Genomic DNA, 18464 nt, shown 5'->3' with positions numbered 1-18464 from the left:
AGGTGAAGAGTATGCAATTTGTTACAGAGTGGATTAGAAATATTATCGTTTTTTTACTCTTAGCGACAATGCTTCATCTTATTCTTCCAAATTCAAATTTGCAAAAGTACGTTAAATTCGTTGTAAGTCTATTGTTAGTCGTATTAATTTTAACTCCTCTATTTAAGTTGTTACAAACAGATGTAAATGAAGTTATCGCAAATTTCAATGAGGAAAAGTACGTAGCAGATGGATCTGTAAAAAATTCGATAGATTCGAAGAAAAAAGAAATACAAGCTCTAACACGTGCATATAGTTTAGAAGAGATGGCTACCAAAATGAAAAAAGACGTAGGAAAAGAGTTTGAGAAAAAGTATGGTATGACAGTCTCTGAAATACAAATAGTCGCAGTGGAACATGCAGAAGAAGTAAAGTCAGCGAAAGATATTCAATCTGTTGTTGTGACGTTGAAAGAAAAAGAACGTAGTAAAAATGATGCAATCGAAACAGTAAAGCCAATTGAAATTAATATGAAAGAACCTCCAAAAAAAATAGAAGAAACGAATGTAGAAATGAAAGATTTCTTTTCAAGCAGGTGGCAACTAGAGGATAAACAAATCCAAGTTCAGATGGAAGGGAGGACAGGTAGCGTAAATGGACAATAAAGATAAAAATTCGAGGTTCTCATTTTTTCGAAACTTATTAAATGGGGATGGAAAAGAAAGTAATGAGAAGGGGAAAAAGGTAACACCTAAGTTTTTGCTTGTCCTACTCATACTTGGGATTGCGCTTATGTTTTCTAGTAATTTCTTATCACCTAAAAAAGAAGAAGTGCCTGTGTTTAAAGAAAAGACAAGTCAAAGCCAAGATAAAGATGTACCAACTTTCGGTCAAAAAAACAATGATAATATGTCAAATGTAGAAAAATACGAAAAAGCGTATGAACAAGAATTGAAAGCTTCTTTAGAAGAGATAGCCGGAGTAAAAGATGTAACTATTAAAGTGAACTTAGATTCATCTGAAGAAAAAATACTCGAGAAAAATACAGTAAAACGTTCACAAACGACAGGTGAAACTGATAAAGCAGGCGGGAAAAGGGAAGTAGAAGACGAGTCTCTTGATGAAAAGACAGTCATTATACGTGAAGGTGATAAAGAAACTCCAATTGTTTTGCGAACAGAGAAACCGAAAGTACGAGGTGTTCTGGTCGTAGCAAAGGGAGTGGATAATATACAAATAAAAGCAATGGTAAAAGAAGCTGTGACGCGATTATTAGATGTACCAGCTCATCGCGTTTCAGTATCACCGAAAAATTGATAGGGAGGAAATAAAGTGTTAAAAAAACAAACGGTTTGGCTATTAACGATGTTAAGTTTAGTGGTTGTACTATCTGTTTATTACGTAACAACTCCTGATAAAATGAATACAGCAGCACCGGCAACGGGTGAAAAGATGGGACAAGAAAAGCAAGGTGTTGATAAAGCAGTTACAAAAGAAACAACGAAAGAAACTACAAATAAAGAGACAACAAAAGAAAATACAAGCAAGGAAACTACAAATAAAGAAACAGACAAAAAAGAGAATGACAAAAAAGAAACAAGTAAAAAAGAGGCTAGCGTAACAGTTCAATCAAGCGATGAGAATTTTACAGCGCTACGTATGCAAATGGAAGATCAGCGTAGTGTAGAGAAAGAAAAGTTACAAAATGTAATGAAGTCATCAAAATCTTCAGCAGAAGAAAAGAGTAAAGCGAAAGATAATCTTGATGCAATCACTACGATGGAAACGAAGCAACAATTACTTGAGACAGTGATTAAATCTCAAGGCGGATATAAGGATGCTCTTGTAAGAGCTGATGGAACGGACATTAAAGTAACTGTTAAATCGGCAAAGCATTCACAAAAAGAAGCAAATAAAATTATTCAGCTCGTAAGAAGTGAAGGTGGTTCAAAAGATGTAGGTGTGAAATTTGATCCATCAGTAAAATAAATTGAAATTATAATAGGTGTTGCTGCTTCAAATTAGATAAAAGAATAATAGAAAAAAGCTATCGTTTTCGATAGCTTTTTTCTATTTCATCTTTGCAGTTGTATTTAGTATTTTCAATTGGAAACGGGGAAATACGCTGTGAGTAAAAGATTAATGGTTCGTGATGATGGTGATTAGTTTTTCCAGATTTGACGTGAATGAAGAGGACCAATGTCCAAATCACTACGGCAGGCAAGAACAGGATGAGCCATATCATATGTCCGCACCTCACTACAATAAATTTGCTACACTTTGAACATACTATTCTTTTATGAAGGAAGAATGAACGGCGCGTAAACAAAAAAATAATATTTGGTAAAAATATGTTTTTTTACCGTAGATAAAATGAAGAATGCTGAGGGAATTACGTTTTTACACTTTGCAGTTTTGAAAAAGTAAAGAATGTTTTTTAGGAAGTGGTCTTGCCAATTTCGTGTGAAACTTGGTATTATTACTAGGTAATAATTTTTTAGTGGAATAATATTTTTACAGGAATTTCGATTTATAATAAAGAAATATAAATTGGAATGTTTAAAAAATTTAGCGTAAGATGGGAATAGTAAATATTTCTATTAGTAAATGTCATAGGAATAAATCTTCTAATAGAATGCATCGTATTTTTACAGTAAATCAGTTTGATGCCAATCTGTAAAAACGGGACAAACAAGAGTATGGGAGTGGATTTTACATGTTTAAAATTCAAGAAGTTCGTGAATTAATTAAATTAATTGATAGCTCTAATATTGATGAATTTGAATACAAAAAAGACGGTACAACAATCAAAATGAAAAAACGTGGTAATGAAGTAGTTACTGTGCAAGCACCGGTAACGAAACAGGTAGTACAGCCAGCAGCATCTGTCGAAGTAGAAACAGCAGTAGCGGCAGCGCAAGTAGAAGCGCCAAAACAAGAAGAGAAGACAGCTGTTCAAAATGAAAACCTACATAAAATCACATCACCGATGGTAGGGACATTTTATTCCTCTTCTTCGCCTGATACACCTCAATATGTAAGTGTTGGGGACAGAGTATCGAAAGATTCTATCGTATGTATTGTTGAGGCTATGAAATTATTTAACGAAATTGACGCAGATGTAGAGGGCGAAATTGTTGAAATTCTTGTTAATAATGGACAGCTTGTTGAGTATGGACAACCGCTATTTCTTGTAAAAGCGTAATAAGGGAGTCTTTGTGATGATAAAAAAAGTATTAATAGCCAATCGTGGGGAAATTGCTGTACGAATTATTCGTGCTTGTAAAGAAATGGATATTGAAACAGTTGCAATTTATTCAGAAGCAGACAAAGAGTCACTTCATGTGCAAATTGCAGATGAAGCGTATTGTGTTGGACCAACGATTTCAAAAGAAAGCTATTTAAATTTGACGAACATTATTAGTGTTGCGAAATTAACAGGTTGTGATGCAATTCATCCGGGATATGGATTTTTAGCAGAGAATGCAGATTTTGCAGAATTATGCCGTGAGTGTAACTTGATTTTTATCGGTCCAAGCCCAGAAGCCATTTCAAAGATGGGCACAAAAGACGTTGCACGTGATACAATGAAAGAAGCAGGGGTTCCGATTGTACCAGGTTCACAAGGGATTATTAAAAATACCGAAGAAGCGATCGAGCTTGCTAATCAACTTGGATATCCAGTTATCATTAAAGCGACTGCAGGTGGCGGCGGAAAAGGTATTCGTGTTGCGCGCCATGAAGAAGAGCTTGTAAAAGGAATTCAAATTACACAGCAAGAAGCCAGTACCGCTTTTGGGAACCCTGGTGTATACTTGGAGAAGTACGTTGAAGATTTCCGCCATGTTGAGATTCAAATAATGGCAGATACACATGGAAATGCCATTCATTTAGGAGAGCGTGATTGTACAATTCAGCGCCGTCTGCAAAAACTATTAGAAGAAAGTCCATCACCTGCACTTGATGAGAATATTCGCAAGCAAATGGGTGAGGCAGCAGTTAAAGCGGCGGTAGCGGTTGATTATACAGGTGCTGGTACGGTTGAGTTTATTTATGAATATAAAACGAAAAGCTTTTATTTCATGGAGATGAATACGAGAATCCAAGTTGAACATCCAGTTACTGAAATGGTAACAGGGATGGATTTAATTAAAGAACAAATTCTTGTTGCTTCTGGAGAAAAGTTATCGTTACAGCAAGAAGAAGTACAATTTAATGGTTGGGCAATGGAATGTCGAATTAATGCGGAAAACCCTGCCAAAAAATTTATGCCATCTCCAGGTAAAGTAGAAATGTACTTACCACCAGGCGGATTTGGTATTCGCGTCGATTCAGCTGTATATCCGGGATATTCAATACCACCTTTCTATGATTCGATGGTTGCTAAATTAATTGTTCACGGAAAAACACGTGAAGAGGCAATTGCAAAAATGAAGCGAGCGCTCAGTGAGTTTGTCATTGAAGGCGTACATACAACAATCCCGTTCCATTTGCAATTGCTAGAGCATCCTGATTTTGTAAAAGGTGAGTTTAACACGAAATTTTTGGAAGAGCATGAACTTGTGACGCAGTGATACATTAAAGGAGGTTTTTTTCATGGCTGAACATATGTTAGATATGGGTCAAGATACAACTCTTGGAAAAGTAGAAATTGCACCAGAAGTAATCGAAGTAATTGCAGGTATTGCAGCTGCTGAAGTAGAAGGTGTAGCGGCAATGCGTGGTAATTTTGCTACAGATGTTGTTGAGAAGTTAGGTAAGAAAAATCATGGTAAAGGTGTAAAGGTTGAATTAGCAAACGAAGATATTATTGTTGACCTTTATGTTGTGATGTATTTTGGTGTAGCGATTCCGGTTGTTGCACAAAAAATTCAAGACAATATTCGCCAAGCACTCTTTACAATGACAGGACTTGAGCCAAAAGAAGTGAACGTTCACATCGTTGGCGTAACATTCGAAACACAAAAAACAGAAATCGAACCAGTGTAAGAGTGGAAAAAGGTGCCTAGTAAAATAGGCATCTTTTTTATCGTTTCATTTCTTCACAAATTAAAACTCTCTAATTATTATACTATTTCAAAAAAAAAGAAAAATAAAACGGTATGTTTCATTTTTCCAAAAAACGTACATTGTGATAAGATATGGAACTTGAAGTTAATCTTTTTATTATTTTTCAGCCTTGTACCCCGTGTGTGAAACGATAAATTGTGTTATTATCATTGTATTATAAGGTTGGAAAATCAATGAAAACTGCAAGAGTAAGTGAATTGACGGCTTATAAATTATAATAATATAACAAAACATAAGGAAAGACTTGAAGTATAAAGGAGAGTTACAATGAAACGTAGGACGGCTAGAGAAAGAGCAATGCAAGCATTATACCAAATGGATATTACAGGTGAATTAGAACCGAAAGTAGCGGTGGAAAATACGCTAGATGAAGGCGAAGAAACAAATGAGTTTCTAGAATCACTTGTTGTAGGATTTGTAGACAACAAAGAAGAGATTGACGCAGCAATTCGTCAAAATTTAAAAAAGTGGAAGCTTGAGCGTATTAGTATTGTTGATCGCAGTATTTTACGTGTAGCTGTGTGTGAGATGAAATACATGGAAGAAATTCCGCACAATGTAACAATTAACGAAGCAATTGAAATCGCAAAAACATTTGGGGATGAGGAATCTCGTCGTTTTATTAACGGCGTTTTATCTAATATAAAAGATACACTGTAATTTCTTTAAGGGGGAAACTTAAAATGGTAGCAGTAATCATCAAAGGAAATGAAGTTGCGGAGAAAAAACGAGCACAATTAAAAGAAAAAGTTGTGAAGTTAAAAGAGCAAGGGATTGTACCAGGATTAGCAGTTATTTTAGTTGGAGAAGATCCAGCATCTCGTTCTTATGTAAAAGGAAAAGAAAAAGGCTGTGAGCAAGTAGGAATCTATTCAGAGCTAATAGAACTTCCTGAAACGATTACTGAGGAGCGTTTGCTTGCTGAAATCGATCGCTTAAATGGAGACGACCGCATTAATGGCATATTGGTACAATTACCTTTACCAAAACATATTGAAGAAAAAGCTATCATTGAAAGAATTTCACCGGAAAAGGATGTAGATGGATTTCACCCAATCAGCGTAGGACGTATGATGACGGGACAAGACACATTCCTTCCATGTACACCGCATGGCATTTTAGAATTAGTAAAAGAAACGAATCTTGATATTTCTGGAAAGCATGTTGTTGTAATTGGAAGAAGTAATATTGTTGGTAAACCAGTGGGGCAACTGTTTTTAAATGAAAATGCAACTGTCACATATTGTCATTCTAAGACGCAAAATATAAAAGAATTATCGAAGTTAGCTGATATTTTAATCGTAGCCGTTGGACGACCGAAAATGGTAACAGCTGACTATATTAAAGAGGGTGCGGTTGTAATTGATGTTGGTGTTAACCGTTTAGAAACAGGCAAACTTTGTGGTGATGTTGATTTTGACAATGTATTAGACGTTGCAGGTTACATTACGCCTGTGCCAAAAGGAGTCGGCCCAATGACTATTACAATGCTTCTTCACAACACTGTGGAGTCTGCAAAGCGTGCAGGTGTTGTTTGTCAATAATTTGAATCGGCTATGAGGAGAGAGAAATGGAGAAACAATATTTAACCGTTACAGCATTAACACGCTATATTAAAACAAAAATAGAGTATGATCCGCATTTACAGTCTGTTTGGTTAAAAGGAGAAATTTCCAACTTTAAATATCATAGTCGTGGTCATATGTATTTTACATTGAAAGATGAAAATGCAAGAATTGCAGCGGTTATGTTTGCGGGTCATAATCGTAACATTAAATTCAGACCGGAAAATGGAATGAAAGTACTTGTAAAAGGAAAGATTTCTGTTTATGAGGCGAGTGGTTCTTATCAAATTTATATTCAAGACATGCAGCCTGACGGAATTGGAAACTTGCATTTAGCTTATGAGCAATTAAAAGTTCGTTTAGAGGAAGAGGGCTTGTTTTCTCAAGTTTATAAAAAAATAATTCCTCCGTATGCTAAAACAATAGGTGTAATCACGTCGCCAACAGGAGCAGCAATTCGCGATATTATAACAACAATTAAACGTCGTTATCCAATTGGAAATGTTATTGTGTTTCCTGTACTTGTACAAGGGGAGTCAGCAGCTCCCTCGATTGTACAAGCAATTCGTACAGCGAATGAAATGGGAGATATTGATGTTTTAATTGTTGGGCGTGGTGGAGGCTCTATTGAAGAATTATGGGCCTTTAATGAGGAAGTAGTTGCAAGAGAAATTTTCACAAGTGAGATTCCGATTATTTCGGCTGTAGGCCATGAAACAGATTTTACAATCGCAGATTTTGTCGCGGATTTACGTGCACCAACACCGACTGCAGCAGCTGAGTTGGCGGTACCTAATACTATAGAGTTACAAGAAAAGGTATTACAAAGAACTCTGAGATTGCAAAGAGCAATGAGAGAGAGAGTACATAAAAAAGAAGAAAAACTGCAAGTGTTACAAAAATCTTATGCGTTCCGTTATCCAAGGCAAGTGTACGAGCAAAAAGAAGAGCAGTTAGACAGGGCTCTTGAACAACTTGTTTTAGCGAAAGAGCGTTATATAGATAAAAAAGTAAATCAATTAAAGCAACTTTCATTTTATTTAGAAAAGCACCACCCATCTCAAAAAATTATACAAACGAAAACGGCAATTGAAACGTTGCAAAAGCAGTTGCAACGTGAAATGCAAACATTACTTCAAACGAAGGAGTTCGTATTTGTGAGAGCGGCTCAAAAGCTTGAGGTATTAAGCCCGCTTAAAGTAATGATGAGAGGGTATGGGCTTGTATACGATGAAGAGAAACAAGTATTAAAAAGCGTGAAAGATGTTAGCCTTGGAGATGCTGTTTCGGTTCAATTACAAGATGGAATACTAGATTGTAGTGTATCAAGCATAGAGGAGCGTGAATTGAATAATGGAAAATAAGTTAAGCTTTGAAGAAGCAATTTCGCAGCTTGAGCATCTCGTTTCTAAGCTTGAACAAGGTGATGTACCTTTAGAGGAAGCAATTTCTTATTTTAAGGAAGGCATGGAATTATCTAAGCTTTGTGATGAGAAATTGAAAGATGTACAAGAACAAATGGCAGTTATCCTTGGGGAAGATGGAGAGCTTAAACCGTTTACTGCTTTAGGAGATGAAGCATAGTGACACATATAGCTTTTGATGCTTTTTTGAAAGAGAGTAAAACTTTCGTAGAAGAAAAGCTTGTAAGCTATGCAAATGAATTACAATGTCCAAATGTGCTTCGTGAAGCGATGGCATATTCTTTGGAAGCGGGTGGGAAACGTCTCCGCCCGTTACTTTTATTTGCAACGTTACAAGCGTTTGGGAAAGAAAGAAATCTTGGAGTGGGTGCAGCTTGTGCCCTTGAAATGATTCATACATATTCGTTAATTCATGATGATTTACCTTGTATGGATGATGATGATCTAAGACGAGGAAAGCCTACAAATCATAAAGTATTTGGTGAAGCAATGGCAGTTTTAGCGGGAGATGGTTTGTTGACATATGCTTTTCAAGTTATTATGGCATATGAGCAAAAAGAAATCTCTGCTGAAAAAAAAGTAAGACTTGTACTTGAGCTTGCGAAAGCAGCAGGACCTGAAGGAATGGTTGCTGGACAAGTGGCAGATATGGAAGCTGAAGGAAAACGACTTACAATTAATGAATTAGAGTACATTCATAATCATAAGACAGGTAAACTGCTTGAGTTTGCTGTACTTGCAGGCGCGATACTTTCTGATGCTACAGAAGAGCAAGAAGAGAAGTTACTTGCATTTGCGAAATATATCGGTCTAGCTTTCCAAATTAGAGATGATATTTTGGATGTAGAAGGAACAGAAGAAGAGATTGGAAAACCGATTGGTAGTGATGCTTCCAACGAGAAGAGCACATATACGACGTTATTTACTGTAGATAGAGCAAAATCTATTTTAGAGGAGAAAATTGCAAAAGCAAAAGCTTCTATTAGCTCCTTACAATTACAAGATGAATATTTACTATCTATTTGTGATTTAATCGCAAAACGTAATAACTAATATAACAGCGTTTCCATTTGTTGAGTCATTCATCATTTTATGATATAAATGTAGGAAAAGGTTTTTCTTTTCTTGTTATTGGCAAAAATATATGTAGATTACATTGCCGTTATCACTTCGTGTTAGCGGCTATTTTTTTCATCACGTAAAGAAATATGATGTATAATATGATAAGTGAAAAAATGGAAGTGTTTTCTGAAAGCAGGACAAGATAAAAAGAATAGAAAAGATAATTTCTTGTGTTGTGTAAATGTTTCTTATAATATTTGACATGTTGACAGATTATGAAATGAAAGTGAGTGATCCATGTGGATCTAACGCAAATTCAAAACCCTAGTTTTTTGAAAGATATGTCTATCAGTGAACTAGAGGGGTTGAGTGAGGATATTCGTAAGTTTTTAATTGAAGAGCTCTCTCAAACAGGTGGACATATTGCACCTAATTTAGGTGTAGTAGAACTCACAATTGCTCTGCATAAATTATTTGATAGTCCGAAAGATAAGTTTTTATGGGACGTAGGACATCAATCCTATGTACATAAAATTTTAACAGGGCGTGCGAAAGAATTCGGCACATTAAGGCAATACCAAGGTCTATGTGGTTTTCCAAAACGCTGTGAGAGTGAGCATGATGTTTGGGAAACTGGTCATAGTTCAACGTCGTTATCTGCTGCAATGGGAATGGCTCTAGCACGTGATTTAAAGAAAACGGAAGAATACGTTATACCAATCATTGGCGATGGTGCATTAACAGGCGGAATGGCTTTAGAGGCATTGAACCACATTGGGCATGAAAAAACGGACATGATTGTTATTTTGAATGACAATGAAATGTCAATTGCACCAAACGTCGGTGCACTTCATAATGTACTTGGTCGTTTACGTACCGCAGGGAAGTACCATTGGGTAAAAGATGAACTAGAGTATATATTGAAGAAAATCCCAGCAGTCGGCGGGAAAGTTGCTGCGACAGCAGAGAAAATAAAAGATAGTCTAAAATATTTACTAGTATCAGGCGTCTTTTTTGAAGAATTAGGCTTTACATATTTAGGTCCGGTCGATGGGCATGATTATGAAAAGTTATTCGAAACGTTGCAATATGCAAAGAAAACAAAAGGCCCAGTACTTGTTCATGTTATTACGAAAAAAGGAAAAGGTTATAAACCAGCTGAAAGTGACGTTATTGGAACTTGGCATGGAACAGGATCGTATAAAATTGAGTCAGGTGACTTCGTTAAACCGAAAGAAGTTGCACCAGCATGGAGTGCTGTTGTTAGTGAAACAGTGCTTAAGCTAGCGAGAACGGATGAACGTATCGTTGCAATTACGCCTGCAATGCCTGTTGGATCGAAACTTGAGAAATTCCAAAAAGAATTTCCGGATCGCATGATTGATGTAGGTATTGCAGAGCAGCATGCTACAACAATGGCAGCTGGTATGGCAACACAAGGGATGAAGCCGTTCTTAGCAATTTATTCAACATTTTTACAAAGAGCATATGACCAAGTTGTTCATGATATTTGTCGCCAGAATTTAAACGTTTTTATTGGAATAGATCGCTCTGGATTAGTAGGAGCAGACGGTGAAACGCATCAAGGTGTATTTGACATCGCGTTTTTACGTCACTTGCCGAATATGGTGCTTATGATGCCGAAAGATGAAAATGAAGGTCAACATTTAGTATATACAGCGATGCAATACGAAGATGGGCCGATTGCTTTACGTTATGCACGCGGAAATGGACTTGGCGTTCAAATGGATGAAGAATTAAAGGCGATTCCAATCGGTACATGGGAAACGTTAAAAGAAGGCACACAAGCAGCAATTTTAACGTTTGGTACGACAATCCCGATGGCAATGGAAGCAGCTGAGCGTCTTGAACAAGCTGGAATATCAGTGAAAGTAGTGAATGCTCGCTTTATTAAGCCGATGGACGAAGCATATTTACATGAGCTTTTAGGGAAAAATATACCGATTTTAACGATTGAAGAGGCTTGTTTAATCGGTGGCTTTGGAACGGGAGTAGTTGAATTTGCTTCTGAGAACGGATACCATAGTGCTTTAATTGAACGAATGGGTATTCCTGATCGCTTCATAGAGCATGGTAGTGTAACAAAACTGTTAGAAGAAATTGGTTTAACAACAGATGCTGTTGTAGACCGTATTCATACAATGATTCCATCAAAACAAAAAAGGGCGTAACAAATGAGCGTAAAAAAAGAAAGAGTAGATGTACTATTAGTAGAGCGAGGGCTTATAGAAACGCGTGAGAAGGCTAAACGTGCTGTTATGGCAGGTCTTGTATATGCGAATGAAATGAGACTCGATAAGCCAGGGGAGAAAATCTCACAAGATACGGAGATTACGGTGAAAGGGCAAGTCATGCCGTATGTAAGCCGTGGTGGTTATAAGCTTGAAAAGGCATTAGAAACATTTCAACTTGATTTACAAGATAAGGTTATGATAGATATTGGTTCATCAACTGGTGGTTTTACAGACTGTGCGCTTCAAAATGGGGCGAAGTTATCCTACGCATTAGATGTAGGATATAATCAACTTGCGTGGAAATTGCGTCAAGATGAGCGTGTTGTTGTGATGGAACGAACGAACTTCCGTTACGTGACACCGGCAGATTTAGAGCGTGGTTTACCGCAGTTTGCAAGTATTGATGTTTCATTTATATCATTAAGGCTTATATTGCCGGTTTTAAAAACAATGCTTATGCCAAATGGTGATGTAGCTGCATTGATTAAACCTCAGTTTGAAGCTGGACGAGAACAAGTCGGGAAAAAAGGCATTGTTCGTGATAGAAAAGTACATGAAGCTGTCGTGGAAATGATTGTTGATTTTGCTCTTAAGGAAGGCTATAATATCGAAGGTTTAACATTCTCACCAATTACAGGCGGGGATGGAAATATTGAATTTTTAATTCATCTAAAGTGGCACGGTGAGCGTGAGAATGGCGAAAATCATTCTCCGGTTTCTATTGAGCAAGTTGTTACAGAAGCACATGATGTTCTAAAACAAAAAGGGAAAGGGGAATAACATATGTTGTTCCTCTTTTTGTTGTAATCGTATAATGATTGTAAAAACAATTGTGTACAAGTAATGGATTATACGGTAACATAAATAAATGAAGTATACCAATGTTTAAACTATGGTAAGAGATAGTGTGAGGTGCAAATGTATGAATAAAGGTCAGCGCCATATTAAAATCAGGGAAATTATTGCTAACAAAGAAATTGAAACACAAGATGAACTAGTTGATATTTTACGTAATGTGGGGTTTAATGTAACGCAAGCAACAGTATCGCGCGATATTAAAGAACTGCACTTAGTGAAGGTGCCATTACATGATGGCCGCTATAAATATAGCTTGCCAGCAGATCAACGATTTAATCCGTTGCAAAAATTAAAACGAAATCTAGTGGATTCATTTGTAAAATTAGACACGGCAGGACATATGCTTGTGCTAAAAACATTGCCTGGTAACGCTCATTCACTTGGGGCACTCATTGATCATTTAGAGTGGGATGAGATTGTCGGAACCATTTGTGGTGATGATACTTGCTTAATTATTTGCCGTACACCTGAAGATACAGGTGTTGTCTCTGATCGTTTCTTAAATATGCTTTAACAGAAAAATCTTGTTTACTTTCCTCTGTAAAGTGGAAAGTAAACAAGATATTTTTATTGGCGAAAAATACGGATTTTCAAATACAATACATTATTTTTTTTGAATGAAGTTAGAAAATAGGTGGATTGACCCGTAAAACGAATGTTTGGTACAATGGAGCGGGTTAGAAGAGTAATTTATACATACAAACATATAGTATAACTATTTGAATGAAGAATACTGAGAAAAGCCCTTAATAGGGGATTAGTTTATAACGAGGTGAATGGGGCATTGTTATCGGAATTATCGATCAGAAACTTTGCTATTATTGAGGCATTAAATATTTCTTTTCAAAAAGGTTTAACCGTTTTAAGTGGTGAAACAGGAGCTGGAAAATCCATTATTATTGATGCAATTAGTTTGCTTGTTGGTGGCCGTGGTTCAGCAGAATTTGTTCGATATGGAACAGAAAAGGCTGAGATAGAAGGCTTATTCTATGTAGAAGATGACAAACATCCATGTATCGCAAAGGCAGAAGAGTTAGATATAGAAATAGAAGATGGCATGATTATTTTGAAGCGTGACATCGCTGCGAACGGAAAAAGTGTCTGTCGTGTAAATGGGAAACTTGTTACACTCAGCATATTAAAAGAGATTGGAAAAACGCTAGTTGATATTCATGGACAGCATGAAACACAAGATTTAATGAATGAAGAGCGTCATATGTTTATGCTTGATCATTTTGATGGAAATCGCATTGTTAAACAATTGGGCATATATCAAAATGTATATACAGACTACGAGAAGTTAAAAAAACAGCTGAAATCTTTAAGTGAAAATGAACAACAAATGGCCCATCGTCTAGATTTAATTCAATTCCAACATGAAGAAATTCGTAAGGCGGATTTAAAAATGGATGAAGAATATGAATTGACTGAGGAACGATTAAAAATCTCCAATTTTGAAAAGATTTATAAAGCATTAGGAGATGCGTATCGTTCGTTAAGTGGAGACGGACAGGGATTGGATCACGTAAGAAATGCAATGGGACAAATGGAGAGTATTACGCACTTAGATGAAGCGTATCAAGAAAATCATGATTCTATTGCAAATAGTTATTACTTATTAGAAGAAGTTGCATACCAGCTTAGAGAAAAATTAGATATGATGGAATATGATCCGAAACGTCTAGATGAAATTGAAACACGTTTGAATGAAATCCGTATGTTAAAGAGAAAGTATGGAAATACTGTAGAAGAGATTTTAGCGTATGCTGATAAAATTGAACAAGAAATTTTTACGATTGAAAATAAAGACGTACATATTGAAACGACGAGAAAGCAGTTAACGAAATTAGAAGGTGTTATTGTAAAAGAAGCAACGTTGTTAAGTACTATGCGTCATGAGCTTGCAGATCATCTTACAAGCGCTATTCATCAAGAATTAAAAGAACTATATATGGAAAAAACGAAATTTGAAGTGAGAATTATGAAGAGGGTAGGAAATGTAGAAGAACCTCTCGTGGAAGGAACACCGGTAAAACTTACGGCGGATGGCTACGATCATGTGGAATTTTATATTTCAACGAATCCGGGTGAACCGTTAAAGCCACTTTCAAAGGTCGCTTCTGGCGGAGAGTTATCTCGTATTATTTTAGCTTTAAAAAGCATTTTTTCTAAGCATCAAGGTGTTGCATCTGTTATTTTTGATGAAGTGGATACGGGTGTGAGTGGTCGGGTTGCACAGGCTATTGCGGAAAAAATTTATCGTGTATCAGTAAACTCGCAAGTACTTTGTATTACGCACTTACCTCAAGTAGCTTCAATGGCGGACTCTCATTTATTTATTAGAAAACAAGTGGCGAATGATCGTACGATTACATCGGTTACTGTGTTAAGTACGGATGAAAAAGTAACAGAAATTGCTCGAATGATTTCTGGTGTTGAAATTACAGATTTAACGACAGAGCATGCGAAAGAGTTACTTACGCAAGCGCATCATTTCAAACAGACAGCAGAGGCTATCCAGTAATGGATAGCTTTTTTTTCTCAAATGACGATTTCTTAATTCTTCCGGTTATAAATAAAGCGCTGCAAGGAGAGATTAAAAAGTGAAGCCAAGAGGCTGAATGTGGGGTAGGAGCGAGGAGAGTGAACAAATTGAAATTAGAAAGATTTCGAAAAATAATAGGTCTTTGTCTCCTTGTTTCTCTAGTTTTTATTGGATGTTTTAAACCGCTTCGAACGTTTATTTCATCTCCGAAGCAACTTGTTGTTTTTGAAGGACAACAATCAGAAATAGCATCATTACCAGTTTTTAAGGCTGCATCTACAAATCGTAATGTATTTACTGTAAGTTCAAATGAACAAGAACTTATGGTAAATTCTCACCAAAATGGTGAAGCTGATATGGTGTTTCAACTTGCTGGTTTTCCAGTGAAAAAAGTAAATGTGAAAGTATTAAAAGATTTTAAAGTTATTCCAGGTGGACAATCGATTGGTGTAAAATTGAACACAAAAGGTGTACTTGTTGTAGGCCATCATTTAATTCAAACTGAAAAGGGTAAAGTATCTCCTGGTGAAACAGCTGGTGTACAGATTGGAGATATGATTACTGAAATCAATGGTAAAACAATTGAAAGAATGAGTGATGTAGCACCATTTATTCATAATAGTGGAGAAACAGGTGAACCGCTTAATCTTGTTTTATTAAGAGATGGAAAATATATTCGTGCTAAGCTAACACCACAAAAAGACAATGGTGAATCCTCTTACCGAATTGGACTGTATATTCGTGATTCAGCAGCTGGTATCGGAACGATGACATTTGTACATCCAGATTCCATGAAATATGGAGCGCTTGGTCATGTGATTTCCGATAATGATACAAAAAAGCCAATTCAAGTAGAAGATGGACAAATTATGCGTTCGACAGTAACGTCTATTGAAAGAGGAAGTCACGGGAACCCGGGAGAAAAATTAGCAAGATTTTCACCGGATCGTGAAGTGATTGGTAATATTACAATAAATAGCCCGTATGGTATTTTTGGGAAATTAAACACAGATATGACAAACGGCATAATGGATAAAGCAATGCCTATAGCATTATCCCATCAAGTAAAAGAAGGGCCAGCGAAAATATTAACAGTTATTGATCAAGATAAGGTGGAAGCGTTTGATATTGAAGTTGTTAGTACGGTACCACAAAAGTTCCCGGCTACAAAAGGTATGGTTATAAAAGTGACAGATAAACGTTTACTAGCAAAAACGGGTGGTATTGTACAAGGAATGAGTGGAAGTCCGATTGTACAAAATGGGAAAGTAATTGGTGCGGTTACACATGTATTTGTAAATGATCCAACGTCAGGATACGGTGTTCATATTGAATGGATGTTACATGAGGCTGGAATTAATATTTATGATCAAGAGAAAAAAGCGAGCTAATACATATTAGCTCGCTTTTCTTTTGAAAAATTCGTTGAAATTTTGTAAAAGCTCCGCAAGAGCTGTTTTTTGTTGTAAGATATAAGCAAAGGGTTGAACGTTTCGCTGTAATTCTATGATGGAATGTGTTGCGAAAGTAAAAAAATGAACGATAAACATATTTTTTTGTGATTTTATCGGAAAGTAAGAAACTTTAAAGGGAATTTTCACACAATTGTCGAACAATTCATGTAGCCTAGAAGCTTACACATGTCGGAAGAATCGATTCGGTAAGGGAGGAAAAACTGTGGAGAAAATTAAAGTATGTCTTGTGGATGATAATAAAGAATTGGTATCGATGCTAGAGAGTTATGTTGCTGCCCAAGATGATATGGAAGTTATCGGAATTGCTTACAATGGTCAAGAATGTTTAAACTTATTGAAAGAAAAGCAGCCTGATATACTCGTTTTAGACATTATTATGCCACATTTAGATGGTCTAGCTGTGCTAGAGAAAATGCGACATATTGAAAGGTTAAGACAACCTAGCGTTATTATGTTGACAGCATTCGGACAAGAAGATGTGACGAAAAAAGCGGTTGATTTAGGGGCATCATATTTCATATTAAAACCATTTGATATGGAGAATTTAACAAGTCATATTCGTCAAGTTAGTGGTAAGGAAAGTGCTACTATTAAACGTCCATTACCATCTTTCCGATCAGCAACAACAATCGATGGAAAACCGAAAAACTTAGATGCGAGTATTACAAGTATCATTCATGAAATTGGTGTACCCGCTCATATTAAAGGGTACATGTACTTACGAGAAGCAATCTCTATGGTGTACAATGATATCGAATTACTAGGATCTATTACGAAAGTATTATATCCAGATATTGCAAAGAAATATAATACAACAGCAAGCCGTGTCGAGCGCGCAATCCGTCACGCAATTGAAGTAGCTTGGAGCCGTGGGAATATTGATTCTATTTCGTCCTTATTTGGTTATACTGTATCCATGTCAAAAGCAAAACCTACGAATTCTGAGTTCATCGCAATGGTTGCGGATAAGCTAAGACTTGAACATAAGGCTTCGTAAATGCTGTAATATCAAGGTGTTAAGCGTATTTCATAACAAAATTTAATAACCAACGAATTACGTATGTAGGCAACAAAGTACATAGGTAATTGGCGGTTAATTTAAAAACCTTCTATTTATTGGATTGAAATTTTAATCCCAATAGCTAGGCGGTTTTTTTGTTGTATGAATAACTTTCAGATGAATGTTGAAAACTTTTTGCTTCATATTTAGAAAGAGAATTAAAAGTTACGGATGTTGATAAGGTAAAACCTCTTCATATTCGGACGTATATTAAATATTTAAGGGAACGTGGTAAATACACATTTACATCTAATACAGCTAGTGAACAAATTAATTATCCAACACGTAGAACTGATTATGGAAAGACCATTAGTGAAACAACGATTGCTAATTATCTTCGCAATATTATAGAACAGTATTGTGATAATACTGAAGCAAATTTAATAACAACGTATTTAGAAAGCCCACATTTATCATATAGAGATTTAGGATGTTTATACGGTATAAATCACCCTGAGAAAGTGAGGCGAATCCTTGAGTCTGCCAAGGAGAAGTTAAGGAAGGGTATATTTTGAAAGGAGGCATATTAAATTTTTATTAAAAAAAGCCAAGTGTTTAGAAAGGTGCAATAATTAAGCATGGTATAATTTCCTTATGAAATACTAGGAAAAGAAGGGGTATTATGGTTCGAGTGAAAAATGATTTTTCCTATCCACAGCAACAACTAGCAAGGGAGGATAACGCATGAGTTTAAATATGTATTTGGGAGAAGTACAAAACCAAACTCAAAGCATGAACGCTGTATGTACTGCTACTATTCAAGGTATGGAACAAGCCATTCAGTCGATTGACGCTTTTGCAATTGATACTGTGTTACAAGGGCAAACGTATAGCAGTGCAAAATCATTTTTTGTACAAACCTTTCGTCCTTTAGCACAAGGAATCATTTATCTGTGTGAAGAGTTAATTCGTCAGAATGATGCTTTTCCAAGTCAATTTCAATCACAAGTCGCTTCCACAGATGTAATCGAACAAGAAATATTAGAACAAATTCGAGAAATTGACCGAATGAAAGCAAGTATGGAAGCCATCAGTCAAGCTATGCCAATCCCAGGTATGGACGCTATGGCGAATCTTTTTACTGTCATGAGGAAAAAACTGCAAGAAAAATTAGAACATCTATATGAATTTAATTATACTTCTAGTAATTGGACGGTAGTTTAAAACTAAA

General features: G+C 36.1%; 18 protein-coding genes and 1 pseudogene. 18 read left to right on the top strand and 1 reads right to left on the bottom strand.

All coding sequences use genetic code 11. The annotated features are described in order from the left end of the window. Window positions 1-11 precede the first annotated feature (11 nt). From spoIIIAF to NSQ69_RS20685, 3 genes are read left to right on the top strand one after another with little or no spacing between them, the layout of a single operon-like run. The gene (spoIIIAF, locus tag NSQ69_RS20695) at window positions 12-644 is read left to right on the top strand and encodes a stage III sporulation protein AF (RefSeq protein ID WP_002015059.1); all 633 of its coding nucleotides are present in this window, start codon (window positions 12-14) and stop codon (window positions 642-644) included. Then, on the top strand, window positions 634-1296 hold the full coding sequence (gene spoIIIAG, locus NSQ69_RS20690) for a stage III sporulation protein AG (RefSeq protein WP_002088572.1): 663 nt from the start codon (window positions 634-636) through the stop codon (window positions 1294-1296). Before spoIIIAF ends, spoIIIAG begins: the two co-directional genes overlap by 11 nt. 15 nt (window positions 1297-1311) lie before the next feature. After that, window positions 1312-1968 (top strand): SpoIIIAH-like family protein, encoded by a 657-nt coding sequence (locus NSQ69_RS20685; protein ID WP_002015062.1) that lies wholly within the window; start codon window positions 1312-1314, stop codon window positions 1966-1968. 58 nt (window positions 1969-2026) lie between these two features. Here the strand turns inward: NSQ69_RS20685 and NSQ69_RS20680 are convergent, their stop codons facing one another. After that, on the bottom strand, window positions 2027-2224 hold the full coding sequence (locus NSQ69_RS20680; RefSeq protein ID WP_012261697.1) for a hypothetical protein: 198 nt from the start codon (window positions 2222-2224) through the stop codon (window positions 2027-2029). Window positions 2225-2695: 471 nt separating this feature from the next. Between NSQ69_RS20680 and accB the strand changes: the two genes are divergently transcribed. The 15 genes and pseudogenes from accB to NSQ69_RS20605 all read left to right on the top strand — a co-directional run. Next, window positions 2696-3184: an acetyl-CoA carboxylase biotin carboxyl carrier protein gene (accB, locus tag NSQ69_RS20675; protein WP_002129047.1), complete on the top strand. Its 489-nt coding sequence runs from the start codon at window positions 2696-2698 to the stop codon at window positions 3182-3184. Window positions 3185-3200: 16 nt separating this feature from the next. After that, complete coding sequence (gene accC, locus NSQ69_RS20670) at window positions 3201-4553, top strand: acetyl-CoA carboxylase biotin carboxylase subunit (RefSeq protein WP_002015065.1); 1353 nt, start codon at window positions 3201-3203, stop codon at window positions 4551-4553. Between the two features lie 22 nt (window positions 4554-4575). Continuing rightward, a complete protein-coding gene (locus NSQ69_RS20665) occupies window positions 4576-4968 on the top strand; it encodes an Asp23/Gls24 family envelope stress response protein (protein WP_000807630.1) in 393 nt (130 codons plus the stop codon). A 348-nt stretch (window positions 4969-5316) separates the two neighbouring features. Beyond that, window positions 5317-5709, top strand: a complete 393-nt coding sequence (gene nusB, locus NSQ69_RS20660; protein ID WP_002067080.1) for a N utilization substance protein NusB — start codon at window positions 5317-5319, stop codon at window positions 5707-5709. A gap of 23 nt (window positions 5710-5732) precedes the next feature. Then, entirely contained in the window at window positions 5733-6593 is an 861-nt protein-coding gene (gene folD / locus NSQ69_RS20655; protein ID WP_002067081.1) for a bifunctional methylenetetrahydrofolate dehydrogenase/methenyltetrahydrofolate cyclohydrolase FolD, read from the top strand. A gap of 26 nt (window positions 6594-6619) precedes the next feature. After that, window positions 6620-7978: an exodeoxyribonuclease VII large subunit gene (xseA, locus tag NSQ69_RS20650; protein ID WP_002015068.1), complete on the top strand. Its 1359-nt coding sequence runs from the start codon at window positions 6620-6622 to the stop codon at window positions 7976-7978. Beyond that, complete coding sequence (xseB, locus tag NSQ69_RS20645; RefSeq protein WP_000428422.1) at window positions 7968-8198, top strand: exodeoxyribonuclease VII small subunit; 231 nt, start codon at window positions 7968-7970, stop codon at window positions 8196-8198. The genes xseA and xseB overlap by 11 nt, the downstream gene beginning before the upstream one ends. Then, the gene (gene ispA, locus NSQ69_RS20640; RefSeq protein WP_002129045.1) at window positions 8198-9091 is read left to right on the top strand and encodes a (2E,6E)-farnesyl diphosphate synthase; all 894 of its coding nucleotides are present in this window, start codon (window positions 8198-8200) and stop codon (window positions 9089-9091) included. The genes xseB and ispA overlap by 1 nt, the downstream gene beginning before the upstream one ends. 308 nt (window positions 9092-9399) lie before the next feature. Then, a complete protein-coding gene (gene dxs, locus NSQ69_RS20635; protein WP_002129043.1) occupies window positions 9400-11292 on the top strand; it encodes a 1-deoxy-D-xylulose-5-phosphate synthase in 1893 nt (630 codons plus the stop codon). 3 nt (window positions 11293-11295) lie between these two features. Next, window positions 11296-12135, top strand: a complete 840-nt coding sequence (locus NSQ69_RS20630; RefSeq protein ID WP_002015074.1) for a TlyA family RNA methyltransferase — start codon at window positions 11296-11298, stop codon at window positions 12133-12135. Between the two features lie 142 nt (window positions 12136-12277). Further along, window positions 12278-12727 carry an arginine repressor ArgR gene (gene argR / locus NSQ69_RS20625; RefSeq protein WP_002015076.1) on the top strand — a complete coding sequence of 150 codons (450 nt, stop codon included), beginning with the start codon at window positions 12278-12280 and terminating at the stop codon, window positions 12725-12727. Window positions 12728-12997: 270 nt separating this feature from the next. Then, window positions 12998-14737 carry a DNA repair protein RecN gene (gene recN, locus NSQ69_RS20620; RefSeq protein WP_002088564.1) on the top strand — a complete coding sequence of 580 codons (1740 nt, stop codon included), beginning with the start codon at window positions 12998-13000 and terminating at the stop codon, window positions 14735-14737. A 119-nt stretch (window positions 14738-14856) separates the two neighbouring features. Continuing rightward, the gene (gene spoIVB / locus NSQ69_RS20615) at window positions 14857-16149 is read left to right on the top strand and encodes a SpoIVB peptidase (RefSeq protein ID WP_002015079.1); all 1293 of its coding nucleotides are present in this window, start codon (window positions 14857-14859) and stop codon (window positions 16147-16149) included. A gap of 286 nt (window positions 16150-16435) precedes the next feature. Then, window positions 16436-17230: a sporulation transcription factor Spo0A gene (gene spo0A, locus NSQ69_RS20610; protein WP_002015081.1), complete on the top strand. Its 795-nt coding sequence runs from the start codon at window positions 16436-16438 to the stop codon at window positions 17228-17230. Window positions 17231-17977: 747 nt separating this feature from the next. After that, a pseudogene (locus tag NSQ69_RS20605) lies at window positions 17978-18442 on the top strand (ribonuclease); the annotation flags it as partial. Between the last annotated feature and the right edge of the window lie 22 nt (window positions 18443-18464).

Source organism: Bacillus sp. FSL R10-2201 (genome assembly GCF_038008665.1).
Lineage (GTDB): Bacteria > Bacillota > Bacilli > Bacillales > Bacillaceae_G > Bacillus_A > Bacillus_A mycoides.
The sequence above is the reverse complement of the archived record's forward strand: the minus strand, read 5'-3'. Positions and strand labels throughout refer to the sequence as shown.

Bases quoted from the DNA above. Each gene is read 5' to 3' on its own strand.
- spoIIIAF (WP_002015059.1), top strand. From the start codon at position 12: ATGCAATTTGTTACAGAGTGGATTAGAAATATTATCGTTTTTTTACTC.
- spoIIIAG (WP_002088572.1), top strand. From the start codon at position 634: ATGGACAATAAAGATAAAAATTCGAGGTTCTCATTTTTTCGAAACTTA.
- NSQ69_RS20680 (WP_012261697.1), bottom strand. From the start codon at position 2,224: ATGATATGGCTCATCCTGTTCTTGCCTGCCGTAGTGATTTGGACATTG.
- accB (WP_002129047.1), top strand. From the start codon at position 2,696: ATGTTTAAAATTCAAGAAGTTCGTGAATTAATTAAATTAATTGATAGC.
- accC (WP_002015065.1), top strand. From the start codon at position 3,201: ATGATAAAAAAAGTATTAATAGCCAATCGTGGGGAAATTGCTGTACGA.
- NSQ69_RS20665 (WP_000807630.1), top strand. From the start codon at position 4,576: ATGGCTGAACATATGTTAGATATGGGTCAAGATACAACTCTTGGAAAA.
- nusB (WP_002067080.1), top strand. From the start codon at position 5,317: ATGAAACGTAGGACGGCTAGAGAAAGAGCAATGCAAGCATTATACCAA.
- folD (WP_002067081.1), top strand. From the start codon at position 5,733: ATGGTAGCAGTAATCATCAAAGGAAATGAAGTTGCGGAGAAAAAACGA.
- xseA (WP_002015068.1), top strand. From the start codon at position 6,620: ATGGAGAAACAATATTTAACCGTTACAGCATTAACACGCTATATTAAA.
- xseB (WP_000428422.1), top strand. From the start codon at position 7,968: ATGGAAAATAAGTTAAGCTTTGAAGAAGCAATTTCGCAGCTTGAGCAT.
- NSQ69_RS20630 (WP_002015074.1), top strand. From the start codon at position 11,296: ATGAGCGTAAAAAAAGAAAGAGTAGATGTACTATTAGTAGAGCGAGGG.
- argR (WP_002015076.1), top strand. From the start codon at position 12,278: ATGAATAAAGGTCAGCGCCATATTAAAATCAGGGAAATTATTGCTAAC.